This is a genomic window from Pseudomonas sp. MPDS, from assembly GCF_013283895.1.
Lineage (GTDB): Bacteria > Pseudomonadota > Gammaproteobacteria > Pseudomonadales > Pseudomonadaceae > Aquipseudomonas > Aquipseudomonas rhizophila.
This window is the reverse complement of record NZ_CP054128.1, coordinates 1632225-1658609: the sequence shown is the minus strand read 5'-3', so window position 1 is coordinate 1658609 and position 26385 is coordinate 1632225. Positions and strand designations below refer to the sequence as shown.

At 59.7% G+C, this 26385-nt stretch carries 27 protein-coding genes; 5 read left to right on the top strand and 22 right to left on the bottom strand.

All coding sequences use genetic code 11. The features are described from left to right. Positions 1-3: 3 nt before the first annotated feature. The 14 genes from pal to HQ912_RS07070 all read right to left on the bottom strand — a co-directional run bounded on the left by pal (position 4) and on the right by HQ912_RS07070 (position 11252). The gene (pal, locus tag HQ912_RS07135) at positions 4-501 is read right to left on the bottom strand and encodes a peptidoglycan-associated lipoprotein Pal (RefSeq protein WP_047227063.1); all 498 of its coding nucleotides are present in this window, start codon (positions 499-501) and stop codon (positions 4-6) included. A gap of 52 nt (positions 502-553) precedes the next feature. Further along, positions 554-1855 (bottom strand): Tol-Pal system beta propeller repeat protein TolB, encoded by a 1302-nt coding sequence (gene tolB / locus HQ912_RS07130; RefSeq protein WP_076383695.1) that lies wholly within the window; start codon positions 1853-1855, stop codon positions 554-556. After that, positions 1852-2895, bottom strand: coding sequence for a cell envelope integrity protein TolA (gene tolA, locus HQ912_RS07125; protein WP_173406620.1), 1044 nt, complete (start codon positions 2893-2895; stop codon positions 1852-1854). The genes tolB and tolA overlap by 4 nt, the downstream gene beginning before the upstream one ends. Then, a complete protein-coding gene (gene tolR, locus HQ912_RS07120; protein ID WP_160893274.1) occupies positions 2895-3347 on the bottom strand; it encodes a protein TolR in 453 nt (150 codons plus the stop codon). Before tolR ends, tolA begins: the two co-directional genes overlap by 1 nt. A gap of 23 nt (positions 3348-3370) precedes the next feature. Next, the gene (gene tolQ / locus HQ912_RS07115; RefSeq protein WP_047227067.1) at positions 3371-4066 is read right to left on the bottom strand and encodes a protein TolQ; all 696 of its coding nucleotides are present in this window, start codon (positions 4064-4066) and stop codon (positions 3371-3373) included. After that, a complete protein-coding gene (gene ybgC / locus HQ912_RS07110; protein WP_047227068.1) occupies positions 4056-4523 on the bottom strand; it encodes a tol-pal system-associated acyl-CoA thioesterase in 468 nt (155 codons plus the stop codon). The genes tolQ and ybgC overlap by 11 nt, the downstream gene beginning before the upstream one ends. Positions 4524-4651: 128 nt before the next feature. Beyond that, on the bottom strand, positions 4652-5713 hold the full coding sequence (gene ruvB, locus HQ912_RS07105) for a Holliday junction branch migration DNA helicase RuvB (protein ID WP_047227069.1): 1062 nt from the start codon (positions 5711-5713) through the stop codon (positions 4652-4654). Further along, entirely contained in the window at positions 5714-6322 is a 609-nt protein-coding gene (gene ruvA / locus HQ912_RS07100; RefSeq protein WP_058542614.1) for a Holliday junction branch migration protein RuvA, read from the bottom strand. 114 nt (positions 6323-6436) lie between these two features. Next, positions 6437-6961: a crossover junction endodeoxyribonuclease RuvC gene (gene ruvC, locus HQ912_RS07095; RefSeq protein ID WP_030140802.1), complete on the bottom strand. Its 525-nt coding sequence runs from the start codon at positions 6959-6961 to the stop codon at positions 6437-6439. A gap of 171 nt (positions 6962-7132) precedes the next feature. Beyond that, on the bottom strand, positions 7133-7879 hold the full coding sequence (locus HQ912_RS07090) for a YebC/PmpR family DNA-binding transcriptional regulator (RefSeq protein ID WP_076383693.1): 747 nt from the start codon (positions 7877-7879) through the stop codon (positions 7133-7135). A gap of 119 nt (positions 7880-7998) precedes the next feature. Beyond that, the gene (aspS, locus tag HQ912_RS07085; protein ID WP_092393309.1) at positions 7999-9774 is read right to left on the bottom strand and encodes an aspartate--tRNA ligase; all 1776 of its coding nucleotides are present in this window, start codon (positions 9772-9774) and stop codon (positions 7999-8001) included. 75 nt (positions 9775-9849) lie between these two features. Further along, on the bottom strand, positions 9850-10071 hold the full coding sequence (locus HQ912_RS07080; protein ID WP_003178589.1) for an FmdB family zinc ribbon protein: 222 nt from the start codon (positions 10069-10071) through the stop codon (positions 9850-9852). A gap of 123 nt (positions 10072-10194) precedes the next feature. Then, positions 10195-10572, bottom strand: a complete 378-nt coding sequence (locus HQ912_RS07075) for a ribbon-helix-helix domain-containing protein (RefSeq protein WP_107321974.1) — start codon at positions 10570-10572, stop codon at positions 10195-10197. 206 nt (positions 10573-10778) lie between these two features. Next, positions 10779-11252, bottom strand: a complete 474-nt coding sequence (locus HQ912_RS07070) for a Dps family protein (protein ID WP_047227073.1) — start codon at positions 11250-11252, stop codon at positions 10779-10781. A 374-nt stretch (positions 11253-11626) separates the two neighbouring features. Between HQ912_RS07070 and HQ912_RS27995 the strand changes: the two genes are divergently transcribed. Next, positions 11627-12232: a cold-shock protein gene (locus HQ912_RS27995; RefSeq protein ID WP_047227074.1), complete on the top strand. Its 606-nt coding sequence runs from the start codon at positions 11627-11629 to the stop codon at positions 12230-12232. A 70-nt stretch (positions 12233-12302) separates the two neighbouring features. Here the strand turns inward: HQ912_RS27995 and HQ912_RS07060 are convergent, their stop codons facing one another. Both HQ912_RS07060 and HQ912_RS07055 read right to left on the bottom strand, forming a co-directional pair. Next, complete coding sequence (locus HQ912_RS07060; protein WP_047227075.1) at positions 12303-12509, bottom strand: SlyX family protein; 207 nt, start codon at positions 12507-12509, stop codon at positions 12303-12305. Positions 12510-12513: 4 nt separating this feature from the next. Beyond that, complete coding sequence (locus HQ912_RS07055; RefSeq protein WP_076383691.1) at positions 12514-12939, bottom strand: HIT family protein; 426 nt, start codon at positions 12937-12939, stop codon at positions 12514-12516. A gap of 855 nt (positions 12940-13794) precedes the next feature. Here HQ912_RS07055 and HQ912_RS07050 point away from each other — a divergent pair. Continuing rightward, positions 13795-15048, top strand: coding sequence for an OprD family porin (locus HQ912_RS07050; RefSeq protein WP_047227077.1), 1254 nt, complete (start codon positions 13795-13797; stop codon positions 15046-15048). A gap of 151 nt (positions 15049-15199) precedes the next feature. On the opposite strand, the gene HQ912_RS07045 is transcribed toward HQ912_RS07050, so the two are convergent. Both HQ912_RS07045 and HQ912_RS07040 read right to left on the bottom strand, forming a co-directional pair. Beyond that, positions 15200-16042: a mechanosensitive ion channel family protein gene (locus HQ912_RS07045; protein WP_047227078.1), complete on the bottom strand. Its 843-nt coding sequence runs from the start codon at positions 16040-16042 to the stop codon at positions 15200-15202. 96 nt (positions 16043-16138) lie between these two features. After that, complete coding sequence (locus tag HQ912_RS07040; protein ID WP_003205057.1) at positions 16139-16624, bottom strand: YajQ family cyclic di-GMP-binding protein; 486 nt, start codon at positions 16622-16624, stop codon at positions 16139-16141. A gap of 142 nt (positions 16625-16766) precedes the next feature. Here HQ912_RS07040 and HQ912_RS07035 point away from each other — a divergent pair, with 142 nt between their 5' ends. The 3 genes from HQ912_RS07035 to HQ912_RS07025 are packed head-to-tail and all read left to right on the top strand — an operon-like array spanning position 16767 to position 20351. Next, positions 16767-17684, top strand: coding sequence for a putative 2-dehydropantoate 2-reductase (locus HQ912_RS07035; protein ID WP_173406619.1), 918 nt, complete (start codon positions 16767-16769; stop codon positions 17682-17684). A 46-nt stretch (positions 17685-17730) separates the two neighbouring features. Next, entirely contained in the window at positions 17731-19767 is a 2037-nt protein-coding gene (locus HQ912_RS07030) for a HAMP domain-containing sensor histidine kinase (RefSeq protein ID WP_173406618.1), read from the top strand. Positions 19768-19769: 2 nt separating this feature from the next. Then, positions 19770-20351: a cob(I)yrinic acid a,c-diamide adenosyltransferase gene (locus HQ912_RS07025; protein WP_047227081.1), complete on the top strand. Its 582-nt coding sequence runs from the start codon at positions 19770-19772 to the stop codon at positions 20349-20351. Between the two features lie 136 nt (positions 20352-20487). Here HQ912_RS07025 and HQ912_RS07020 read toward each other — a convergent pair whose 3' ends face one another. The 4 genes from HQ912_RS07020 to secA all read right to left on the bottom strand — a co-directional run bounded on the left by HQ912_RS07020 (position 20488) and on the right by secA (position 26296). Beyond that, a complete protein-coding gene (locus HQ912_RS07020; protein ID WP_047227082.1) occupies positions 20488-21432 on the bottom strand; it encodes a Nudix family hydrolase in 945 nt (314 codons plus the stop codon). Beyond that, the gene (locus HQ912_RS07015; RefSeq protein WP_173406617.1) at positions 21429-22061 is read right to left on the bottom strand and encodes a glutathione S-transferase family protein; all 633 of its coding nucleotides are present in this window, start codon (positions 22059-22061) and stop codon (positions 21429-21431) included. The genes HQ912_RS07020 and HQ912_RS07015 overlap by 4 nt, the downstream gene beginning before the upstream one ends. Before the next feature lie 160 nt (positions 22062-22221). Then, on the bottom strand, positions 22222-23439 hold the full coding sequence (gene argJ / locus HQ912_RS07010) for a bifunctional glutamate N-acetyltransferase/amino-acid acetyltransferase ArgJ (protein WP_047227084.1): 1218 nt from the start codon (positions 23437-23439) through the stop codon (positions 22222-22224). A gap of 121 nt (positions 23440-23560) precedes the next feature. Further along, a complete protein-coding gene (secA, locus tag HQ912_RS07005; RefSeq protein WP_047227085.1) occupies positions 23561-26296 on the bottom strand; it encodes a preprotein translocase subunit SecA in 2736 nt (911 codons plus the stop codon). Positions 26297-26385: the final 89 nt, after the last annotated feature.

Below are 26385 nucleotides of genomic sequence, written 5' to 3'. Positions count from 1 at the left end.
GAATTACTTACGCAGTTCGACGCGACGGTTTTGAGCCCAGGACTGCTCGTCGTTGCCGGTAGCAACTGGACGCTCTTCGCCGTAGGAAACCAGTTCCAGCTGAGCTGGGGAAACACCTTGCAGTACCAGGTAGCGTTGAACGGCTTTCGCACGACGCTCGCCCAGTGCCATGTTGTACTCACGAGTACCACGTTCGTCGGTGTTGCCTTCCAGAACGATGCGAGCACCGTTCGACTTCAGGTCTTTGGCGTGAACGTCCAGAGCGCGCATGGCTTCTGGCTTCAGGTCCGAGCTGTCGTATTCGAAGTAGAAGGTGGTGATTGCGCGCAGAGCAGCTTCTTCGCTCAGGGAGCCGTCAACTGCACCAGTGTTAGCGCCGTAACCAGCGTTTGGATCAACAGCGCCTTCACCGGCGTTGTCGCCGCCTTTGGACGAGCAACCTACAGCTACAGCCATGGCCAGAGCCAGCGCAGCAAATTTACCAAACTTCAGCATTTCCATCGTGAAACTCCTAATGAACCCCAGTGTGTTAAGTAAAACGTATTGCGCCGCGTCAGTTCAGGTAAGGGGACCAGGACGGTTCTCTGACTTCGCCTTGTGCGGTAGGAAGCGGGAGCCTCACGCGTCCATTAATGGACACGAGCATCAAGACTCCCCGGCCCTGCTGGCGGGTGGCGTAGATTACCATGGTGCCGTTGGGCGCAACAGTAGGCGACTCGTCCAGAGTGCTATCAGTGAGGATCTTTACACTACCGCGCTGCAGATCCTGAGCCGCCACCTTGAAATTGGTAAAGCCATCCTGGCGATGGATCATCACCAGGGTCTTTTCGTCCGCCGACAGTTTAGGGTTGGCGTTGTAGTTACCGACGAACGTCACGCGTTCGGCACCACCACCACTGGCGCTGGTCTTGTAGATCTGCGGCTTGCCGCCACGGTCGGAGGTGAAGTAGATGGTCGAGCCATCCTTGCCCCAGAACGGTTCGGTGTTGATGCCGGGACCGTTGGTCACGCGAGAAATCGCCCGCGAAGCCAGGTTCATCACATAGATGTCCGGGTTACCGTCCTTGGACAGCACGAATGCCAGGCGCGTACCGTCCGGCGACCAGGCTGGCGCACCGTTCAGGCCTTCGAAGTTGGTGATTTGCTCACGGCGACCGGTGTCAATGTGTTGCATGAAAATACGCGGGCGCTTCTGTTCGAACGAAACATAGGCGATGCGCTTGCCATCGGGGGCGAAACGCGGCGACAGGATCGGCTCGCGCGATTGCAGCAGGGTCACTGCACGAGCACCGTCATAGTCTGAACGCTGCAAGGTATAGCGGGTGTTTTTCTCAGAGAAGCGTTCGGCCGTCACATAGAGCATGCGGGTAGAGAACGCACCCTTGATGCCGGTGAGTTTCTCGAACGATTGGTCGGAGATGTAGTGCGCCATGTCACGCAGTTGATCGACGCTGCCCGACACACTACCGGTCAGCACTTGCTGCTCGGTGGCGACGTTGAACAGGGTGTACTGCACCTGCAGGCGACCACCGGCCGGCACAATGTTGCCGACCATGAGGTACTGGGCGCCCAGAGCTTTCCAGTCGCGATAGATGACTTCGCTGGCCTGGGTCGGCAGGCTGATCATGTTCTGCTTCGGAATCGGCGCGTAATAACCCGAGTTGCGCAGGTCATTACCGATGATTTCCGACATGTCGTCCGGCAGGACGCTACCGCCCTGCCAGCCGAACGGTACGACGGCGATCGGGGTCGCCCGATCGCTGCCGCTGGTGACCAGAATGTTCTTTTCCTCTGCTACCGCTATCCCTGCCAGGCAGCAGATAACGACCAGCATTGATCGAAGAAGGTTTCTCACAAGGCTAGATCCTCAGGTGTGAATGTCATCTTGAATGAACGATAGGGAGCAAAATCGCTCGGTTTCATTCCTTGCATTTCCGTCAATCGCCCAATGTTCTTGACCGCTGCGACCGCCGAAGCGTCGAACGGGCCATCACCGCTGGACTTGGCCACGCTGACCGAGGTAACCGTACCGTCGGGCAACATGCCGATTTGCAATACTACAGTCATGCCTTTGCGTGCCGAAGGTGGACGAGCCCAGCCTTCTGCCGCTCGGGCGCGAATCAAATCATCGAAACTGCCGGCGACTTCATCGCCCTGCTCATCAGCCAATGCCTGCTGGCGCTGCGGCGTGTCGGAAAGCAAATCTGCCAAGGCCTGGGCCTTTTTCTCTTCGGCGGATTTACGCGCTGCGTCCTGAGCCTTTTTCTTGGCGGCGTCGGCGGCGGCTTTCTTCTTCGCGTCTTCGGCGATTTTCTTTTTCGCCTCGTCAGCTTCAGCTTTCTTCTTGGCGTCTTCGGCCGCTTTTTTCTTCGCGTCCTCGACAATCTTTTTCTTCGCTTCTTCAGCGGCCGCTTTCTTGGCCTCTTCTTCAGCGGCTTTCTTGGCTTCTTCTTCGGATTTTTTCTTGGCTATATCAGCCAGTTTCTTTTCTTCGGCCTTTTTGGCCTCGGCGGTTTTCTTCGCCTCGTCGGCCTTCTTGGCTTCGTCAGCCTTCTTGGCTTCTTCGGCCTTTTGAGCCGCTTGCTCTTTCTTTTGTTCCGCAGCTTTTATCTCTTCCTGCTCGACCTTCTTTTGCTCCATCTGCTCGACTTCGGTCTGGCGCGCGGCGGATTTCTTCGCCTCACCGGCAAGCTTCTGGTTGGTCTGCGTGGTGGCCTGGCTCTTGGACTTGAGCTGATACAGGGTCGCCTGCACGATCGGCTTGGCCGGCGGCAGCTCCGGAGTCATGGCAAAACTGACGAACAGCATGCCAAACACCAGCACATGCAGGCCAATTGCCCAGACACTAGGCCAGAAGTAGCTTTCCGAGGCGGACGGCTCTCGCTGTTGCTGCATCAGGGCGCCTCAGTGATTAAGCCAACATTACCGACCCCGGCTTTCTGCAGGCCGCCCATGGCGCCCATCACCGCACCGTAGTCGACGGTCTTGTCGCCGCGAATGAAGACCTGGGTGCGTTTGCCGTTGCTGTTGCCGGCGTTGATGATCTTGGTCACCGCATCGGTCATCTGCGGCAAGGTCATGGCCCGGTCCTGCTGCTTCTCGGTGTCGACTTCGCTGCCAAGGTTCCAGTAGTAGGTCTTGTCAGCCTTGATCGAAATGGTCAGGACCTGGGTGTCGTTGTCCTGCGGCAAGGCTTCACTGGAAACCTTGGGCAGATCAACCTTCACGCCCTGATTGAGCATCGGCGCGGTCACCATGAAGATGACCAGCAGCACCAACATCACGTCGATGTAGGGCACCACGTTCATCTCGGCAACCGGCTTGCGCTTTTTTCGGGCTCGAGCGATTAAAGCCATTGGGAAATACCTGCTTATTCTTCGCTGGTGTGCACTTTGCGGTGCAGGATCGCCTGGAATTCATCGGCGAAGGTGTAGTAACGGCTGGTCAGCGTTTCGCTGCGGGCAGCAAAGCGGTTGTAGGCGATAACAGCCGGGATGGCCGCGAACAGACCGATGGCGGTGGCAATCAGTGCCTCGGCGATACCCGGGGCCACGGTGGCCAGGGTCGCTTGCTGGGCAGTGGCCAGGCCACGGAAGGAGTTCATGATCCCCCAGACGGTACCGAACAGGCCGATATACGGGCTGACCGAACCAACGGTGGCCAGGAATGGCAGGCCCTGCTCGAGTTTTTCTTCCTCGCGGGAGATGGCGACGCGCATGGCACGGGCCACGCCTTCCATCACCGCCTCAGGGTCCACGCCTGGTTGCTGGCGCAGACGGGAGAACTCCTTGAAGCCGGCACGGAAGATCTGCTCGACCCCCGAGTCCGGATCCGGGTTGCTGCCGGCCTGGCGGTAGAGTTTGGACAGGTCGATACCGGACCAGAAGCGCTCCTCGAAGCTCTCCAAGGCTCGACGACCGGCGCGCAGCATATTGCTGCGCTGAAAGATCATGATCCATGAGGTCACCGATGCGGCTACCAGGATCAGCATTACCAACTGCACCACAACGCTGGCATTGCTGACCAGGCTCCACATGGAGGAATGGTCGACGACGTTAGCTTCCACGCTTTATCTCCTGCTCTGAGTATGTACCGGCGCCGCTCACGCCGGCAAAGGCCGCACGTAGAGCTTCGGGAATGGCCCGGGGTTTCAAACTATGGGTGCGCACACAGGCCACCAGAAACTGCCCTTCACAGAGCAGCGCATTATCCGTAGCCCGCCTGACCTGCTGCTTGAAGCGCAGGCTGACACGGTTCAATTCGATGACATCGGCACTTACCAGAAGCTCGTCGTCCAGTCGCGCCGGCGCGTGGTAGCGCGCTTCGCTGGAATGCACGACGAATAACAGGTCCTCTCCCACCAGCGCGGATTGGGCAAAACCCAGTTCCCGCAGCCGTTCGGTTCGAGCCCGTTCCATAAACTTGAGGTAATTGACGTAGTAAACGATGCCGCCGGCATCGGTGTCCTCGTAATAAACGCGACAGCGATGTGCGAACGACTCCAGCCCGTTTTGCGCGCGCATACTCTAGTGCTTACTCCTCAGGTTGCCAATCGGCCAGGCAACTGTTTTTTCATTCTCGAAATGCAATGACGCTCCGGGTGTCGTCTGGGACAGCACGAACCTGAAAAAAGTCGCTGCACAGAGGTCGTTCAATCGTCCACGGCATCGAGGAATTCGTCTACCACCGGCATCTCACCCATTCGTGTCGGGATGTTTAAGCCGAAATGCAGATAGGCGTGACGCGTCACCACACGCCCGCGAGGGGTGCGCATGATGTAGCCCTGCTGGATCAGGTACGGTTCCAGCACATCTTCGATGGTATGGCGCTCTTCGCTGATGGCCGCCGCCAGGCTGTCCACGCCCACCGGACCGCCGTCGAACTTCTCGATCATGGTCAGCAGCAGGCGCCGGTCCTGGTGGTCGAAACCACGCTCGTCGATGTCCAGCAGGTTCAACGCCAGGTCGGCAATCGGTTTGGTGATGTGGCCCTTGGCGCGAACTTCGGCAAAATCCCGGACCCGACGCAACAGCCGGTTGGCGATCCGCGGTGTACCCCGCGCCCGCCGGGCGATCTCATAAGCGCCATCCGGGTCCAGCGGCAACCCGAGAATGCCGGCCGAGCGGCCGACGATCGTCGCCAGATCGGCGTTGTTGTAGAACTCCAGGCGCTGGACGATCCCGAAGCGGTCCCGCAGCGGGTTGGTCAACATGCCGGCGCGGGTCGTGGCGCCCACCAGGGTGAACGGCGGCAGATCGAGCTTGATGGAACGGGCCGCCGGCCCCTCGCCAATCATGATGTCGAGCTGGAAATCCTCCATCGCCGGGTACAGCACTTCCTCGACGATCGGCGATAGCCGGTGGATTTCGTCGATGAACAGCACATCATGGGGCTCAAGATTGGTCAGCAGCGCCGCCAGGTCACCCGGACGCTCGAGGACCGGCCCGGACGTGCTCTTGATCGACACGCCCATCTCCTGGGCGATGATGTTGGCCAGGGTGGTCTTGCCCAAACCGGGTGGGCCGAAGATCAAGGTATGGTCCAGGGACTCGCTGCGCCCACGGGCCGCCTGGATAAACAGTTCCATTTGCTCGCGAACCGCCGGCTGACCGATGTAATCGGCCAGACTGACGGGACGAATCGCACGGTCTTGTACTTCTTCACGGTCACGGGGGGCACCCGTGGCGGCGATCAGACGATCGGCTTCAATCACTTAAATCATTCCCTTCAGGGCACGACGAATCATGTCTTCGGTGCTCAAGCCTTTTTCCTTGATAGCGGAAATCGCCTTGCTGGCCTCCTGCGGCTTGTAACCCAGGGAGATCAGTGCGGTGACCGCATCGTTTTCCGCGCTGACGGCGGGCGCTGGCGCGTCCGGCTGGTTAGGCACCAGCGCGAACATGGCCGGCACCGCTTCCCAGGCCTTGAAACGGTCCTTGAGCTCAACCAACAGGCGCTCGGCGGTTTTCTTGCCGACACCTGGCACCTTGGTCAGGGCCGAAGTGTCCTGGGACTGCACGCAGCGCACCAGTTCGTCGACTTCCAGGCTCGACATCAAGGCCAGGGCCAGTTTCGGACCGACGCCGTTGAGACGAATCAGCTCGCGGAAAAAATCCCGCTCGCGCTTGCCGACGAAACCATAGAGTAACTGCGCATCCTCGCGCACGACCAAATGGGTGTGCAGCGTCAGCGGTTCACCGACCGACGGCAAGCGATACAAGGTGGTCATGGGCACTTCCAGCTCATAACCCAGGCCATTTACATCCAGAATCAGGTGCGGCGGCTGTTTTTCAGCCAGGGTGCCGCGCAAGCGTCCAATCACGTTTCAGATCCTTGGGCGTAGGCCAGCCGTGGGCTGGCGAGTAACGGCCAGAGCATGGAGGCCGACGACACAGGCGCAAAATGCTCGGGCTCACGAAAGATTGCGCTGATGCTATCAGAGACGCAGGCGCCCGCCACGACTGCGTGCGGCTCCCAGGCCATGCGGCAACAGGCTGGAACGGGTATGGGCATGGCAAATGGCGATGGCCAGGGCGTCGGAGGCATCGATCTGCGGCTTGCTGACCAGTTTCAGCAGATGCATCACCATCATTTGCACCTGTTCCTTGTTCGCCGCACCCGTTCCAACGACTGCCTGCTTGACCTGGGTCGCGGTGTATTCGGCGATTTCCAGGTTCTCCTCGGCACCGGCCACAATGGCCGCCCCACGAGCCTGCCCCAGCTTCAGGGCAGAATCGGCGTTACGCGCCATGAAGACCTTTTCAATGCCCATGGTGACCGGGCCGTAGGTCTGGATGACTTCACGCACGCCGCGATAAACGATCTGCAAGCGCTCGTGCAACTCACCGGCACCGGTGCGGATACAGCCTGACGCGACGTACACGCAGCCGCGCCCGGTATCACGAACCACGCCGTAGCCGGTGATGCGCGAACCGGGGTCGATACCAAGGATTAAAGTCATAACGCCTACGGTTTGGAGATGAAGTGTTTGAATCTGTGGGAGCGAGCCTGCTCGCGATAGGGGTATCACTGCAACATCTTTGCAAGCTGGACCCTCGCTATCGCGAGCAGGCTCGCTCCCACATAAAGCACCTACGCATAACTGAACAAGATCGCTGTACCAACAACGCTATCAGCCAAGCTGTTCAGCGACCGCTTCAGGAATGTCCGCGTTAGAGTAGACATTCTGCACATCGTCCAGGTCTTCGAGCATGTCGATCAGCTTGAGCACCTTCTCGGCACCCTCCAGGTCCAGTTCGGCGCTGGTGGTCGGCTGCATGACGATTTCCGCGTCGGCCGGCTTGAAACCGGCAGCCTCCAGGGCATTGCGCACGGCGTAGAAGCTGGCGAACGAGGTGAACACGTCGAAGGAACCGTCTTCATGACTGACCACGTCATCGGCGTCGGCTTCCAGGGCCGCCTCCGTCAGGGCATCTTCATCGAGGCCCGGCGCGAAGCTGATCTGCCCCTTGCGCTCGAACAGGTACGCCACCGAACCGTCGGTGCCCAGGTTACCCCCGCATTTGCTGAAGGCGTGACGCACGGCGGCGGCGGTGCGGTTGCGGTTGTCGGTCATGCACTCGACCATCACCGCTACGCCACCGGGGCCGTAACCCTCGTAGGTCAGCTCTTCCACATTATCGGCTTCGGTCGCACCCGCGCCGCGGGCGATAGCGCGGTCGATGATGTCGCGACTCATGTTCGCCCCCAGCGCCTTGTCCAGGGCCAGGCGCAAGCGCGGGTTGGAACCTGGATCACCGCCACCCTGGCGGGCAGCGACCGTCAGCTCACGGATCCACTTGGTGAATATCTTGCCCCTCTTGGCATCCTGACGTTCTTTGCGGTGCTTGATGTTCGCCCACTTGGAATGACCTGCCATAACTCGCTCCGGTTTCTCTTTGCAACATTGCCCGCCCTGCGCTCGCACAGTAGCCGGCAACCAGAAATATCGACCCCAATGAAAAGGCGCATCCGAAGATGCGCCTTCAGGTGTCGGCCTTACTCAGCCTTTGGCTGTTCACGCAGACGGATGTGCAACTCGCGCAGTGCCTTGGCATCCACTACACCCGGAGCCTGGGTCATGACATCGGCCGCGCTCTGGGTTTTCGGGAACGCGATCACTTCACGAATCGACTGGGCGCCGGTCATCAGCATCACCAGGCGGTCCAGGCCAAAGGCCAGGCCACCGTGGGGCGGTGCACCGTACTTCAGAGCATCGAGCAGGAAGCCGAATTTCTCTTCCTGTTCCGCTTCACTGATGCCCAGCAGACGGAAGACCGCCTGTTGCATTTCCTTGCGATGGATACGGATCGAACCGCCACCCAGCTCGGTGCCGTTCAAAACCATGTCGTAAGCACGTGACAGAGCGGTGGCCGGGTTGGCCTCCAACTCCTCAGGTGAGCACTTCGGCGCGGTGAACGGGTGGTGCAGCGCGGAGAAACTGCCGTCGTCGTTCTCTTCGAACATCGGGAAGTCGACGACCCACATCGGCGCCCATTCGCAGGTCAGCAGCTTGAGATCGTGACCCAGCTTGATGCGCAGCGCGCCCAAGGCTTCGCTGACGATCTTGGCCTTGTCAGCGCCGAAGAACACGATGTCGCCATCAACCGCGCCCACGCGATCGAGGATCACGTTCAGGTTGGCTTCAGGGATGTTTTTCACGATCGGCGATTGCAGGCCGTCAACACCCGCCGCGCGCTCGTTGACCTTGATGTACGCCAACCCCTTGGCACCGTAGATGCCGACGAACTTGGTGTAGTCGTCGATCTGCTTGCGCGGCATGCTTGCCCCGCCTGGCACACGCAGGGCCGCGATCCGGCATTTCGGGTCGTTGGCCGGGCCGCTGAACACCTTGAAATCGACTTCCTTGAGCTGATCGGCCACGTCCACCAGTTCCAGCGGGTTGCGCAGGTCCGGCTTGTCGGAACCGTAGCGGCGCATGGCTTCTTCGAAGGTCATGTGCGGGAACTCGCCGAATTCCAGACCCAGCACTTCCTTGAACAGGTTGCGGATCATGCCTTCGGTCAGGCCCATGATGTCTTTTTCGTCGAGGAAGCTGGTCTCGATGTCGATCTGAGTGAACTCAGGCTGACGGTCGGCACGCAGGTCTTCGTCGCGGAAGCACTTGGCGATCTGGTAGTAGCGGTCGAAGCCGGCCACCATCAGCAGTTGCTTGAACAGCTGCGGCGATTGCGGCAAGGCGAAGAAGCTGCCGGGGTGGGTACGGCTTGGCACCAGGTAGTCGCGAGCACCTTCCGGCGTTGCACGGGTCAGGATCGGCGTCTCGACGTCGAGGAAGCCGTTCTCGTCCAGGTAACGACGGATGCTGGTGGTCATGCGCGAACGCAGACGCAGCTTCTCGGCCATTTCCGGGCGACGCAGGTCAATGAAGCGATAGCGCAGGCGGGTTTCTTCGCCCACGTCGGAGTATTCGTTGAGCGGGAACGGCGGGGTTTCCGCTTCGTTGAGCACTTCCAGCTCGTAGCCCAGCACTTCGATCATGCCCGAGGCCATGTTGGCGTTGCCGGCACCGGCCGGACGCAGGCGTACCTTGCCGGTGATCTTGACCACGTATTCGCTGCGCACGCGGTCGGCGGCGGCGAAGGTTTCAGCGCGGTCCGGGTCGAACACCACTTGGGCCAGGCCTTCACGATCACGGATATCGAGGAAAATCACCCCGCCATGGTCACGGCGACGATGGACCCATCCGCAAAGAGTAACTTCCTGACCTTCCAGGCTTTCGTTCAGTTGGCCGCAATAATGGCTGCGCATCATGGTAGTGGTTTCACTTCTCGTAATTCGAAATTCGGTTGGAGGCCCTGCCCGTGCAAGAGCTCGCGCGTGTTCAACTCAGTCAGCTTTGTCGCCACCGGCCAGGTTCTTCTTGGCGCCGGTCTTGAAGTCGGTTTCATACCAGCCGGTGCCACCGAGGCGGAAACCTGGCATGGACAGCATCTTTTTCAGTTCCGGCGCCTGACAGGCAGGGCAGTCGACCAGCGGTGCCGCGCTGATCTTTTGAATGGCTTCCATCTGATGACCACAGGAAGCACATTGATAGTCGTACATCGGCATGGGGGTTGTCTCGGCGATCAGGTTACTCGCGCAAAGGCTGGGCTTTGCGGCAAAGAGCGGGATTATATCCATTAAATGCGGCCTGTGCAGCCGTAAGACGGCACAGGCCGTTACCGGTCGGTCTCAGCCACTGACAGGCGCCACGCATTCATCACGCCAATGTCGCCCCACGACCGCTGTCCCAGCCTCTTTCAAACTGTGCACCACGCAAACCACGCGCACTAAACCGCTGAAGTTGCGTACCCCGCCATGGCGCAGGTGCACTTCCCGGTCCACATGGGACAGCAGAGTACTGATGGAACAGCTGTTGAGCTGGGCCATGTCACCGAGAATATCCCAATAGACCTGCTCGAGCCGAAGACAGGTGGCGAACCCGTTCAGGCGGATCGATCGGGACAGGGGCCGGGCCAGTTGCATGTCGAACCCCCGGACGAACGGGTCGATGGTAATGGGCTGAAAGCGCCCATGCACACCCTCCCCGGGTTCCTTTCCTTGAATCATACCGTTGACACTCCTTTGCCATACGAACCTCTCAATTGGAACAACCAATCTGTGGCTCTATGGAAGCTCAACGGCATCGCCAGATCCAGATGACTTTATGACCATCGGCGTAGGACAAGCCAGCAGCAGGCAGGCGACGAATTACGACGTCCTACACAAAGAGCCAGCGATAATGCCAGCCCCTCCGTCATCGCCCGGCCCGGCGCTTACCGGTCTTCCAGCAGCGAGCGCAACATCCATGCGGTTTTTTCATGGACCTGCATGCGCTGGGTCAGCAGATCGGTGGTCGGTTCGTCACTGACCTTGTCCGATAAAGGAAGGATGCTACGGGCCGTACGCGTCACGGCTTCCTGCCCCTCGACCAACTGGCGGATCATGTCTTCGGCGCCAGGCACGCCTTCTTCTTCCTTGATAGAAGACAAGCGTGCATACACGGCGTAAGCGCCCGGCGCAGGAAAGCCGAGGGCACGAATGCGTTCGGCAATCAGGTCCACCGCCAGCGCCAGTTCGTTGTATTGCTCCTCGAACATCAGGTGCAGGGTGCGAAACATCGGCCCCGTGACGTTCCAGTGAAAATTATGGGTCTTGAGGTACAGAACGTAAGTGTCCGACAGCAGCCGTGAAAGCCCCTCGACGATGGATTTGCGATCTTCTTCACTGATCCCGATATCAATTGCCATGTTGGTTGATCTCCTGCGGTGATGAATTCGACAGCGGCCCTTGCACTCTAGCCGGTGTTACCGCCGCCAGCCTGCGACAAATCGCCAGCCCTCCTGAACCGACAAGCCGCAACACCGGACGGTTCCGACGAGGCGGGAGATTTCACGCCCTTGCCTGATACCTTGCGCCGACGAACAGCGCGGTCCGCCCCCCGTAACGGGTTTGAGAAGGTCGGGGCTTTGCTGTTAAATAGGCAGTGTGTCGCTACGCCTATTTTTCCGGGCATGGCGCATAGGCTGATTCGGGAATGTGTCCAACGCCTCTCTATTGTTCCGAAGCGAACCGCCCCGATCAGCTCTTCCTTGTGATCCGTCTTAACCGTGAGTCAATCAAAATGTTGAAAATCGTCCACTTGCTAATGGGCGCAGCTGCCCTGCTGCTGTCCTTCATCCCTAGCCTGGGTTCCGAAGCCACGCCTTACCTGCAACATCCCGATGCGCTTTACCTGGCCTTTTTCGGCCTGCTCAACCTGACCCTTGCACCTGTTATCCCCTACTGGAACAAAGGCCCACGTCATCAACTGCAAAACCTGGTCAGCGCCTTGCTGGTGTTGGCCGTTGCCCTGCAAACCCTGACCCTGCTGGCACCCATGCCGCAAATCGCCGGTCAACCGGCCGTGCTGTTCAGCCTGGCCGCATCACTGCTCGCCGTGGCATTGCACCTGGCTGTCAGCTTCTACAAGAAGTCGTCACCGGCCGCCGCACCGCAAAACTACGACATGTCCAACCGCGATACCGGCACCGTGAAGTGGTTCAACACTTCCAAGGGGTTCGGTTTCATCTCCCGCGACTCCGGCGATGACATCTTTGTGCATTTCCGAGCCATTCGTGGTGAAGGCCACCGCGTTCTGGTCGAAGGCCAGCGCGTGGAGTTCTCCGTGATGAACCGCGACAAGGGCCTGCAGGCCGAAGATGTGATCGCCGCGCTACCGCGCCGCTGATCCCAAGCGTAAAAAAACCGCGATGCAGCCTGGCTGCTCGCGGTTTTTTATTGCCTGTCGTTCCGGTCGGTCAGTAGTGAGGCGGAGGCGCTTCTTCTTCGAAGGTTTCGAATTGCCCGGCCATCTCTTCCTGGCGCTTGAGCAACGCGGCCATTTGCAGCTGCAGACGCTCGACCACTCGCTGCTGCTCCACCAGCACGTCATTTAATGCCTGGATAGTGTCATCCTGAAACGCCAGGCGACTTTCCAGATCCGTTACACGCTCTTCAAGGTTCATGGTTTCAACCCTCCAGAAACTTGAAATCATCGGTCAGGGCCGCTCGCAATCGGTCGCGAATGACCTTCACCTGTTCAGCAGTATACGACCTGGCCGGGTGTTTGCCCCAGACCGGCGCTGGCCAGGCCGCGTCATCACGCTTGCGCACGATGACGTGCATGTGCAACTGACTGACGACGTTACCCAAGGTTGCAACGTTCAGCTTGTCAGCATTGAAGGAGTCCTTGAGGGTTTCGGCCAGGGCCGTGGTTTCCTTCCACAGCTGCCGCTGGTCGGCGTCATCCAATTGAAACAATTCGCTGATATTTTCCCGTCGCGGCACGAGGATGAACCACGGGTAATTGGAATCGTTGGACAAGAGCAACCGGCACAGCGGGAAGTCACCCATGACTAACGTGTCTTGTTGCAGTTGTGGATCTAAAGCAAACACCGCGCGCACTCCTCGCTGGTTATCGATTTTGCCCGACTCAGCGGGCCTGAGGGGGACATAGAGCCGCAGCATACCCTTGAACGTCGAAGGGTTCACTGCGTACTGTCATGACCCTGTCCGAGGCTTTTTTTCCAGTACGCGCACCAACTCAGCGCGGCCGGTAACACATAGGCCTGAGACGGGCGCTGCGAGCACTGCCTCTTGCACTGAGCCTGTAAAATTTTCGTACAAGGTAGAGATTTTTTGCACCAAAACAGCACAACGCGTCTACGCTCAGTGCACGAAGCATCCGTGATCTACTCACTGAGAGGGTGAACCGGTAACGTTTTTGGTTGTCTCGCAGCGTTTAGCGGTTCTAAACACGAGAGCGCCACAGCAGTCAACCTCATTTAAAACAAGGCCTTTGGAGCCCGGTTTCATGAGGTTTCACCATGCAAAAATGGAGAATGTGAAAAAAACGTGAACAAAATCCGGGTTTGAGCATGCTTGTTGCATTCATCCCCATATCGCCTGCAGGGCATCGCCGGAAGCGAAAACCTGCGGGCCTATAAATAAAGTGGCAAGGTTGCCCACAGGGAGCTTCAAGCGCAGTAACAAAGGACTCTTTACACCGACGCCGGAAAAAAAGAAGCAACTTCGAGTTGTGAGTCCGATTGCGCCGGAACAGCCCAAATACGACATGGATCGAGCCATTGGCGACAGGGTCGTAAAGAAGCTGAAAGATTGGATGGGCAAGTATCGCCAATGAATGTCGTCGTGATATAAGTTCGCGCCGACACAAAAAGAAAGAGCCGCCCAGATAAAAAAACAGGTGGGACGGCAAGACTCTTCTAAAAACCAAAGGAGCAAATCACGATGCGCGTGATGAAGTGGAGCATGATCGCACTGGCTGTTTCGGCCAGTACCTCGCAGTTCGCAATGGCCTCTTCCCAGGAAGAATCCAAGGGCTTTTTTGAAGATCAGAGCCTGAACGTTCTGAGCCGTATGCTGTACATGAATCGTGATTGGAAGAACAACGATAGCGACGAACAAAGTTATCGTGAAGAAGCCGGCCTCGGCGTACGCGCTATCTACGAGTCGGGCTTTACCCAAGGTACCGTCGGCGTAGGCGTTGACGCTTTCGCATTGGGCTCCGTCCGCTTCGACGGCGGCACTGGTCGTGCTGGTAACGGCTTGTTCGCCCAGGACAGCAGTGACAATCTGGAAAAGACTCAATCGAAGGCTGGCGGCGCGGTTAAATTCCGTCTGTCCGACACAGTCCTGAAATACGGTAACCAGTTCACCAGCAGCCCAGTGTTCGCCACCGACGACAGCCGCCTGCTGCCGGAAGTTGCCACCGGCACCTTGATCACCAGCAACGAAATCAAGGGCCTGGAACTGAGCGCAGGTCGCTTCACCTCCCTGAGCGATCAGACTGCCATGGGCCGCGACACCATCAACGGCACCGGCCTTAAATCCGCTAACATTGCTGGTGCAACCTATCAGTTCACCGACAATTTTGTAGGTGGTGTAGCTGCTTCCGATATTGAAGATTTCTACAAAAAGAAATACCTCAACCTCAACTACACCCTTCCAATCAACGAAGATCAGTCGTTGAACTTCGACTTCAACGGCTACGACACGAAGGGCGAAGGTCAAGAGCTCGCCGGTGAGGCTGACAACCGCATCTGGTCCCTCGCAGCGGCTTACAGCCTTGGCGCCCACAAATTCACCCTCGCTCACCAACGCTCAACCGGCGACGCAGGCTACAAATATGGCGCTGACGGCAACGGCACTATTTTCCTCGCCAACTCCGTCCAGTACTCCGACTTCAACAATAAAGACGAACGCTCCTGGCAGGCTCGCTACGACCTGAACATGAAAACCTACGGCGTTCCTGGCCTGAGCTTCATGACTCGTTACATCACCGGTGACAACATTGACACCGGCACTAACGATGACGCAAAAGAACACGAGCTCGACATCGAAACCAAGTACGTTATGCAAAGCGGTCCAGCCAAAGACCTGTCTTTCCGCGTTCGTAGCGCGTTCTATCGTGGAAGCACCGGTGTTGGCAACGACAACAACGACTTCCGCTTCATCGTCGAATACCCTCTGAGCATCTTGTAATTCAGCGGTCATTCGATAGTTACACCGGCAACAAATAAAAAACCGCTCACCTGATTCAGGTGAGCGGTTTTTTTGTGCCCATTACAGGTCAGCTTAAAAGCAACTTCGTAATTAGCAAGCTAACTAACAATCAGCTCATGCATTCAAAGCGTTACTGCGCAGCCCCTTCGTGGACCATACGAATAACCCGCTGCGGAAACGGAATATCAATTCCCGCGTCCTTCAAACGATCCCGGGCCTGTTCATTGAACATGAACATCACGCTCCAGTAATCGGCCGTTTTGACCCATACCCGCAACGACACCGTGATCGAACTGTCGCCCAGGGTGGAAATCACCGCCTCAGGCGCTGGATCGGCCAGTACACGCTCGTCCTTGGCCAGCTCCAACAATACTTCGCGAGCCTTTTGCAGGTCGGCCTGGTAATCCACGCCGACATCGAACACGACTTTGCGGGTCGGCTGGCGATTGGTGTTGGTGATGATGCCGTTCGACAGGTTGCCGTTGGGCACGATGACAGTTTTGTTGTCACCAGTGCGAATCACGGTGTGAAAGATCTGGATGCTGTCGACCGTACCAGCCACGCCTTGAGCTTCGATCCAGTCACCGATGCGGAACGGGCGGAACAACAGAATCAACACACCACCGGCGAAGTTCGCCAGACTGCCCTGCAATGCCAGGCCGATCGCCAGGCCTGCCGCACCGATGGCCGCGATGAACGAGGTGGTTTCAATGCCGATCATCGACGCCACGCTGACGATCAGCAGGATCTTGAGGATGATGTTCGCCAGATTGCTGATGAACCCTTGCAGCGCCAGGTCGGCATTGCGCAGTGCCAACAGCCCGCCGAGTTTGCGGGTTACCTTGTTGATCAGCCACCAGCCAATGGCCAGCGTCACCACCGCCAGCAGCACCCGGCTGCCATACTCCATGATCATGGGGATCCAGGCCTCGGACGCCTTGATCAAGTTGTCCACTTCAGCGTTCAAGTCCATCTACCTCTCCTTCTATTGCCATAACCACGAAAGACCGGGCGAAGCATTGTGAAAGAGCGTTTGCCCGCTCCCCACAATGCCTCTGTGCACCGGGTATCAGTCGCGGAAGTTATTGAACTGCAAAGGCATGCCGAATTCCTTGCCCCGCAGTGCCGCGATGGCTTCCTGCAAGTCATCACGCTTTTTGCCAGTGACGCGTACTTGCTCGCCCTGGATGGCGGCTTGCACCTTGAGCTTGGCGTCCTTGATATGAGCAACGATTTTCTTCGCCAGTTCCTTGTCGATGCCTTCCTTGAGCACGGCTTCCTGCTTCATCAGCTTGCCCGAGGCATAGGCATCCTTGACCTCAAGGCACTGAACGTCGATCTTGCGCTTGACCAGGGCCAGCTTGAGGATCTCGATCATTGCCTCAAGCTGAAAGTCGGCCTCGGCGGTCAGGTTGACGGTCAGGTCCTTCTCCTTGAACTCGAAACTGCCCTTGCCCTTGAGGTCATAACGACGGTCGAGTTCCTTGACGGCGTTTTCAACGGCGTTGGTGACTTCGTGTTTGTCCAGTTCGGATACCACGTCGAATGACGGCATGTAGTGTTCTCCAATAAAAAAGACGCGCCCGTAACAAAGGCGCGTGCTTGGCTTGTGGTTAAAATCGGGCTCATTATAACGGGTCTTTTCCTGTCGACACTGCGAGCCCCCAGATGCCTGCGCCAAACCGAGTAAAAAACTGATGCCTACTACCTGGCATGTCCTGGGGGCCGGCAGCCTCGGTACGTTGTGGGCGACGCGCCTGGCCCGGGCCGGTTTGCCGGTTCGGCTGGTACTGCGCAATGAACAACGCTTGCAGGCCTATCGGGCCGCCGGCGGTCTGACGCTAGTGGAACAGGGCCAGGCCCAACATTACCCGGTCCCCGGGCAAACAGCCGACGCCCCCGAGCCGATCAAACGCCTGCTCCTGGCCTGCAAAGCCTATGACGCCGAAGCGGCCGTGGCTTCTGTGGCCCATCGCCTGAGCGCCGACGCGGAACTGATCCTGCTGCAGAACGGCCTGGGCAGTCAGGACGCGGTCGCCAATCGTATACCCCTGGCCCGTTGCATCAGTGCCTCCAGTACCGAAGGGGCATTCCGCGACGGTGACTGGCGCGTGGTGTTTGCCGGCCACGGCTACACCTGGCTGGGTGACCCCGCGCACCCGGTGGCACCGATCTGGCTGGACGACCTCACCGCCGCCGCCATACCCCACGAATGGACGGCTGACATCCTCACCCGGCTCTGGCGCAAACTGGCGCTCAACTGTGCCATCAACCCTCTGACCGTCCTGCACCACTGCAAGAACGGCGGCCTGCAGGCGCATCACTGCGAAGTGGCGACCCTCTGCGCGGAACTCACGGACCTGCTGGAACGCTGCGGCCAGCCCATGGCGGCCGAAGACTTGCAGCCGGAAGTCGAACGGGTCATCCAGGCCACCGCCGCCAACTACTCCTCGATGTACCAGGACGTCGCCCATGGCCGCCGCACCGAAATCAGCTACCTGCTCGGCCACGCTTGCAAGGTTGCCGAGCGCCACCGGTTACCGGTGCCACACCTGGAACAATTGCGGCAGCGACTGATTACCCACTTGAACAACCTCGGATTGCCCGGCGACTGAGCAGCGGCTACGCTGGCCCTCGTGTTCCTTTTAAACGAAGAGTCCGATGCCATTGCGCCAGCGCCTTGAAAACCTCCCGGTCGGCCAGAAACTGCTGGCCGCCCTGCTGGTGTTGTTGACCACCGTCCTGCTGGTGGCCAACCTGACCTTTATCAGCGCCGCCTATTACATTTCCCAGGAAAGCATGGCGCCCCAGGCCCTGCAGACCATCGGTCGGCTGGTGGCCAACCCGAGCCTGATCGCCGATGCCCTGCAGTCGCCCCAGACCGCCCAGCGCCTGCTGGATGAACTCAACAGCTACGCGCCGTTGCGGGCCGCTGCGTTGTATGACGGCGAGGGCGCACGCCTGGCGCAACTGCAACAGGGCGAAAAGCTCAAGCTGCCGGACCATTACCGCCACATGCAGGCGTGGCAAGCCAGTGAGTTTCGCAGCAATCAGGTCATCACCCTGCCCCGCCCGGGGACGGCGCCGGGTCATCTGTTGCTGGTGGCCAGCAGCGAACTGCCGACGGCGTTCTACACCGGCACCCTGACCGCCAGCCTCGGCATCCTGATTTTCAGCGTGTTGCTCTGGCTGGTCATTGCCCAGCAGATCAAACGCCTGATCACCCAGCCGATTCATCAGCTCGAGGAACTGTCGCGCCAGGTCACCCGCGAGGAGAACTATTCCCTGCGCGCCGCCCGCGGCAACCACGACGAAATCGGCAGCCTGGCCGAGGCGTTCAACACCATGCTCTCGCGGATCGAAGCCCGGGAGCAGCAACTCAAGCGCGCGCGTGACGACTCCCAGGCCGCCTACGACCAGGCCCAGGGCCTGGCGGAAGAAACCCGCCACACCAATCGCAAACTGGAGCTGGAAGTCCAGGTGCGCAGCAAGATCGAGAAAAAGCTCACCGGTTTCCAGAACTACCTCAACAGCATTATCGACTCCATGCCCTCGGCCCTGATCGCCCTCGACGAACAGCTCTACGTCACCCAATGGAACCAAGAAGCCAGCGCCCTCTCCGGCACACGCCTGGACGAAGCGCTGAACCAGCCGATCTTCCTCGCCTTCGAACCGCTGAAGCCTTACCTGCCGCAGCTCAAGCAAACGGTCGAACAGCACACGGTGGCGAAGATCGAACGCGTCACCTGGACCAAGGACGACGAGGCCCGGCACTACGCCCTCACTTTCTATCCACTGATGGGCGGCGCCGGACGCGGCGTGGTGATCCGCATCGATGACATCACCCAACGCCTGTCGCTGGAAGAAATGATGGTGCAATCAGAAAAGATGCTCTCGGTCGGCGGTCTTGCGGCGGGCATGGCCCATGAAATCAACAACCCGCTGGGAGCCATCCTGCACAACGTGCAAAACATCCGCCGACGCCTGTCGCCGGAGCTGCCGAAGAACATCGAACAGGCCGAACAACTGAATATCGAACTGCAAAGGGTGAACCTTTACCTGCAAAGCCGGGAAATCCCGCAGTTGCTCGACGGCATCCAGCAGGCCGGCGCCCGGGCGGCGAAAATCGTCACCCACATGCTCAGCTTCAGCCGGCGCAGCACCCGGCAGATGGCCCCCTGCGACCTGCCGGCACTGATCGACCAGGCGGTGGAGATCGCCGGCAACGACTTCGACCTGGCAATCGGTTTCGATTTCAAGGGCCAGGCGATCATCCGGCAGTTCGACCCCAACCTGGGCCCGGTGCCCGGCACCGCCAACGAGCTGGAGCAGGTGCTGCTCAACCTGCTGAAAAACGCCGCCCAGGCGATCCATCAACGCCAGGACGACAGCGAACCCGGGCGCATTATCCTGCGCACGCGGCTGAACCCACCGTGGGCAGAGATCCAGGTGGAGGACAACGGCATCGGCATGAGCGAGAACGTACGCAAACGCACCTTCGAGCCGTTCTTCACCACCAAGGAAATCGGCCAAGGGACCGGGCTGGGGCTGTCGGTGTCGTATTTCATCATCACCAATAATCACAAGGGCCAGATGGAAGTGCAGTCGGCGCCGGGCCAGGGCACCTGCTTCACCTTGCGCCTGCCATTGACCGGCACCTCAATGGCGCCGCAGGAACACAAACAACTGGAGCGCTGAACATGGGTTTTCGCCTGTCGAAGATTTACACCCGCACCGGCGACAAAGGTGAGACCGGGTTGGGGGATGGTCGCCGTGTAGCCAAGGACCATCCACGGGTCGAGGCCATTGGCGAGGTGGACACGCTCAACAGTCAGTTGGGATTGTTGCTCGCCAGCCTCGCGGTAGAGGCTGCTGAATATCCGGCGCTACAGGAGCTGATCGAGGTCTTGGCGCCTTGTCAGCATCGGCTGTTCGACCTGGGCGGTGAACTGGCGATGCCGGCTTATCAGGCCTTGAACATGCTGGAAGTCGAGCGCCTGGAAGCAGCCATCGATGCATGGAACGAAGAAGTGGGACCGTTGGAGAACTTCATCCTGCCCGGTGGCTCGACACTGATCGCCCAGGCCCACGTCTGCCGCAGCCTGGCCCGTAGCGCCGAACGCCGTTGTCAGCAGTTGAACGCCGTGGAGCCACTGGCCGGGCCGGGGCTGGCGTATATCAATCGGTTGTCGGATCTGTTATTCGTCGCGGCGCGGGTCATTGCCCGGCGGCAAGGGGTGGCTGAGGTGTTGTGGGTGGCGGCTGCCAAGCCCGAGAGTTGATGACCTGCATGATCGTTCCCCACGCTCTGCGTGGGAACGCAGCCCGGGACGCTCCGCGTCCCTCCAGAGCCGAACGCGGAGCGTCCGTTGAGGCGTTCCCACGCAGAGCGTGGGAACGATCAGTCATCCCAACCAATCAAGGCCCAGGCCAAAACGCCCGAATCCCCGCCACACCCTGCGCCCCAGCGGCCCAGGCTTGCTGCCGTTCGTCAGGCCCCACCCCGCCCAACAGATACACCGGCCTGTTGAAGCCCTCAATCAACCGCGAAGCCTCTTCCCACCCCAGCGGTTGGGCCTCGGGATGGGTCTGGGTCGGTTGCACCGGCGAGAGCGTCACGAAGTCCACGTCCATCTGCTGCGCCAGAGACAGCTCCTCGGCGTTGTGGCAGGACGCCGCCAGCCAACGGTCTTTGCCGAAAGGACGACCGGCCGCAGCATGCTTGCGCAATTGCGCGGCGGTAATGTGCCAGCCGGCGGACGGGAAATCCCCCAGCCATTCGAAAGGCCCCTTGAGCATCAACTGGGCCTTGCCGGCGCACAAACCTGCCGCATCCACCGCCAGATCGCGGTACTTCGGGTCGTAGCCGTTGGGCGCGCGCAGCTGGACCAGTTTGATCCCGCCGGCGATAGCCTTTTGCATGCCGCGCAGCAACTGCGGCGTTTCGAGGCCTTCAGGGGTGATCAAATATTCGCCGGGCAAACGAGCCGCCGCGATGATCGGCTGGTTGGCCGCCGGGAACTCATGGTTCAAAAGCTCCCGGGCCGTGACCCAGGCCAACGGCTGCCCTTCGGCACCGTGGGGCTCGCCGGTGAACGCCGAGACTTCCCAGACATCCAGCAACACCTGTTTATCCGGGTAATCGTGACGCACCTTGATCAACGGCCGGGCGGCGGCGACGACAATGCCCAGCTCCTCATGAAGTTCGCGGGCCAGGGCGGTTTCGACGGACTCATCCGCCTCAACCTTGCCACCGGGAAACTCCCAAAGGCCACCCTGGTGCTGGGTGTCGGCCCGTCGGGCGATCAGGATTTTGCCGGCAGCGTCACGAATGACCGCCGCCGCTACATGGACTCGTTTCACCGCGCTGTTTCCTCCAGGCCGGCCTGTTGCCACGCCTTGAACGCCGGCCATTGATAGATAGTTTCGACATAGGCCGCATCGACCTCGGGCAACGCCACCTGATAGGTGCGCAAGCGCACGGCCACCGGCGCGAAGAACACATCGGCCAGGCTCAAGCGGCCAAACAGGTAGGGCCCGGCTTCAGTAGCCGCCGCACGGCATTCGGCCCACAGTGCCAGCATCCGCTGGATTTCCGCTTGAACTTCCGCCGGCATGGGCACTAGCGGCGCATCGCGCAGCAGGTCAAACGGCATGTGGCTGCGGATAGCAAAAAAACCGCTGTGCATTTGTGCACAGGCCGAACGTGCCTGAGCCCGGGCCGCGACGTCCCTGGGCCAGAGGCCCGCATCGGGAAACTGTTCAGCCAGGTATTCGGCAATCGCCAGGGAGTCGGCGATCACACCGAATTCGGTCTTGAGCAACGGGACTTTGGCGGTGGCTGAATACTTGAGCAGTTTCTCACGGGTGTCCGGTTGGTCGAGCCTGACCAGCTCTTCGGTGTACTTTGCGCCGGTCAACTCCAGGGCCAGCGCACCGCGCAAGGACCAGGAGGAAAGGTGTTTGTCGCCGATGATCAGGTGCAGGCTCAAGTCTGGAATCCTTTCTTGGGGTGTTGTGGAGGCTGTACTGGCGCCATCGCGAGCAGGCTCGCTCCCACAGTGGATCGGTGGTGTGAACAGGTCCAGGTCACCCAACCAATCCCTGTGGGAGCGAGCCTGCTCGCAATGGCAGCAACTCGGTCCCGAACTGTTAAGTCCGATATTCCGCGTTAATTTTCACATACTCGTGGGACAAATCAGTCGTCCAGATCGTTTCGCTGCAATCACCACGTCCCAGCTCGATACGAATGGTGATTTCTTCCTGCTGCATCACCGCCGCGCCCTGGGCTTCGGTGTAGGTGGCGGCGCGTGCGCCCTGGCTGGCGATGCAGACTTCACCGAGGAACACGTCGATCTTGCTCACGTCCAGGTCCGGCACACCGGCACGGCCGACGGCGGCGAGGATCCGGCCCCAGTTCGGGTCGGAGGCGAACAGCGCGGTCTTGATCAGCGGCGAGTGCGCCACGGTGTAGCCAACATCCAGGCATTCCTGATGGTTGCCGCCACCGTTGACTTGCACGGTCACGAACTTGGTCGCGCCTTCGCCGTCACGGACGATGGCCTGGGCCACTTCCATGCAGACTTCGAATACCGCCTGCTTCAGGGCGGCAAACAGCGCACCGCTGGCTTCGGTAATTTCCGGCAGGTCGGCCTTGCCGGTGGCGATCAGCATGCAGCAGTCGTTGGTGGAGGTGTCGCCGTCGATGGTGATGCGGTTGAACGACTTGTTGGCGCCGTCGAGCATCAGGTCTTGCAGCACCTGCCGGGAGACTTTGGCGTCAGTGGCGATGTAGCCAAGCATGGTCGCCATGTTCGGGCGGATCATGCCGGCGCCTTTGCTGATGCCGGTGACGGTCACGGTCACGCCATCGTGCTGGAATTGACGACTGGCCCCTTTGGGCAGCGTGTCGGTGGTCATGATGCCGGTGGCGGCAGCGGCCCAGTTGTTTTCCGACAGGTCATCCAGAGCGGCCTGCAACGCGCCTTCGATCTTCTCGACCGGCAGCGGTTCGCCGATCACCCCGGTGGAGTACGGCAGCACCTGGCTGGCGTCGACGCCGGTCAGTTCGGCCAGCTTGGCGCAGGTGCGTTCGGCGGCGGCCAGGCCTGGCGCGCCGGTGCCGGCGTTGGCGTTACCGGTGTTGGTCAGCAGGTAACGCACCGGCCCCTGCACGCGTTGCTTGGCCAGGATGACCGGCGCGGCGCAAAAGGCGTTGAGGGTGAACACGCCGGCAACCGTCGAGCCTTCGGCGCAACGCATGACCACGACATCCTTGCGCCCTGGGCGCTTGATGCCCGCCGAGGCGATACCGAGTTCAAAACCGGCAACCGGGTGCAACGTTGGCAACGGACCAAGACCAACAGCCATGAATGCGCTCCTAAATAGATAAATCGACACCGCCTAATCGAGACGGCGAATCAAAATGGCAAAACGCCGCGACGGCTGAAAGCCGGTCGCGGCGCGGGTCGTTCAGCGCTTGAAACGGGTGTTACTGAATCTGCCCGTGACAATGCTTGTATTTCTTGCCCGAACCGCAATAGCACAGCTCGTTGCGGCCCAGCTTCTGCTCGTTACGTACCGGCGCGGTCGCCAAGGCAACATCCACCTCGGCGCCCTCCTCCTGGGCAACTTCCAGGCCTGGGGCCGGGGCGTGCTCGAACTGCATGCGCGCGGCCAAGGCTTCGGCTTCCTGACGCAAACGGGCTTCTTCTTCGGCCGGGTCTTCGCGGCGAACCTGAACGTGGGACAACACGCGGATCGAGTCGCGCTTGATCGAATCCAGCAACTCGGAGAACAGCGTGAACGACTCGCGCTTGTACTCCTGCTTGGGGTTCTTCTGGGCATAACCACGCAGGTGGATACCATGGCGCAAGTGATCCATGGTCGACAGGTGGTCTTTCCACAAGTCGTCCAGCACCCGCAGTACGATCTGCTTCTCGAAGGAGCGCAGCGCTTCTTCGCCGGCCTGGTCTTCTTTCTCGTTGTACGCGGCGATCAGTTCGGCCAGCAGCTTCTCGCGCAGGGTTTCTTCGTACAGGTGATCGTCTTCGTCCAGCCATTGCTGGATCGGCAACGCCACGCCGAAGTCGCTCTGCAAGGCAGCTTCCAGACCGGCGACATCCCACTGCTCAGGCAGCGACTGCGGCGGAATGTGGGCGCTGACGGTTGCGTTGAGCACGTCCTGGCGGAAATCTGCGATGGTTTCGCCAATGTTGTCGGCGGCCAACAAACTGTTACGCATGTGATAAATCACTTTACGCTGTTCGTTGTTAACGTCGTCGAACTCCAGCAATTGCTTGCGGATATCGAAGTTGCGGCCCTCGACCTTGCGCTGGGCTTTCTCGATGGCGTTGGTGACCATCCGGTGTTCGATCGCTTCGCCCGGCTGCATGCCCAGGGCCTTCATGAAGTTCTTCACCCGATCAGAGGCGAAGATACGCATCAGGCTGTCTTCCAACGACAGATAGAAGCGGCTGGAACCGGCATCGCCCTGGCGACCGGCACGGCCACGCAGCTGGTTGTCGATACGACGCGATTCGTGACGCTCGGAAGCGATCACCTGCAAACCGCCGGACTCGAGCACCTGTTGATGACGCTTCTGCCAGTCGGCCTTGATCTGCGCAATCTGCTCGGGCGTCGGGTTTTCCAGGGAGGCCACTTCCACTTCCCAGTTGCCGCCCAACAGGATGTCGGTACCACGGCCGGCCATGTTGGTGGCAATGGTCAGGGCACCCGGGCGACCGGCCTGGGCGATGATCTCGGCTTCTTTTTCGTGGAACTTGGCGTTGAGGACCTTGTGCTCGATACCTTCCTTGGTGAGCAATGCGGACATGTGCTCGGAGGTTTCGATCGTGGCGGTACCCACCAGGATAGGACGGCCCTGGGCCATGCATTCCTTGATGTCGGCGATGATCGCCGCGTATTTCTCATCGGCGGTGAGGAACACCAGGTCGTTGTAGTCTTTACGGGCCAGCGGCTTGTTAGGCGGGATCACCATCACTTGCAGGCCGTAGATCTGATGGAATTCGAACGCTTCGGTGTCGGCGGTACCGGTCATGCCGGACAGCTTGTTGTACAGGCGGAAGTAGTTCTGGAAAGTGGTCGAGGCCAGGGTCTGGCTTTCGGCCTGGATGTTCAGACCTTCCTTGGCTTCGATGGCCTGGTGCAGGCCTTCGGACAGACGACGGCCCGGCATGGTCCGGCCGGTATGCTCATCCACCAGCACGACCTGGCCGTCCTGGACGATGTACTCGACGTTGCGATGGAACAGCTTGTGCGCACGCAGGCCGGCATAGACGTGGGTCAGCAGGCCCAGGTTATGGGCCGAGTACAGGCTCTCGCCCTCGGCCAGCAGGCCGACGCGGGTGAGCATTTCCTCGATGAACTGGTGACCGGCTTCATTGAGCTCGACCTGACGGGTCTTCTCGTCGACCGTGTAATGGCCGGCCTTGGTCACTTCACCCTCGACTTCTTCGACGTGAAGTTCCAGCTGCGGGATCAACTTGTTGATCTCGATGTACAGCTTGGAGCTGTCCTCGGCCTGACCGGAAATGATCAGCGGGGTACGGGCTTCGTCGATGAGAATGGAGTCGACTTCGTCGATCACGGCAAAGTTGAGTTCACGCTGGAATTTTTCATCCATGCTGAACGCCATGTTGTCGCGCAGGTAATCGAAACCGAATTCGTTGTTGGTGCCGTAGGTGATATCGCAAGCGTAGGCGGTGCGTTTTTCTTCCGGCGGCTGGAACGGCGTGACCACGCCGACCGTCAGGCCGAGGAATTCATACAGCGGACGCATCCAGTTGGCATCACGACGGGCCAGGTAGTCGTTGACCGTCACCACGTGCACGCCCTTGCCGGACAGTGCATTGAGGTATACCGCCAGTGTCGCCACCAGGGTCTTGCCCTCACCGGTACGCATTTCAGCGATCTTGCCTTCGTGCAAGGTCATGCCGCCGATCAACTGAACGTCGAAGTGACGCATGCCCATCACCCGCTTGCCGGCTTCACGGGCAACCGCGAAGGCTTCGGGCAGGAGCTGGTCAAGGGTTTCCCCCTTGGCGATGCGGTCCTTGAATTCGGCAGTCTTGGCGCGTAACTGATCGTCCGAAAGGGCCACCATTTGCTCTTCGAAGGCATTGACGATCTGTACCGTCTTGAGCATGCGTTTGACTTCACGCTCGTTCTTGCTTCCAAAAAGTTTCTTTAACAAAGGCGCAAACATATCGGCAGGATCTTCCACACTAAAGGGATGGAGGGCGGCCCCGTGAGTCGCCCGTGCAGCCCTCATGGCCGCATGCGAACGAGCATTCT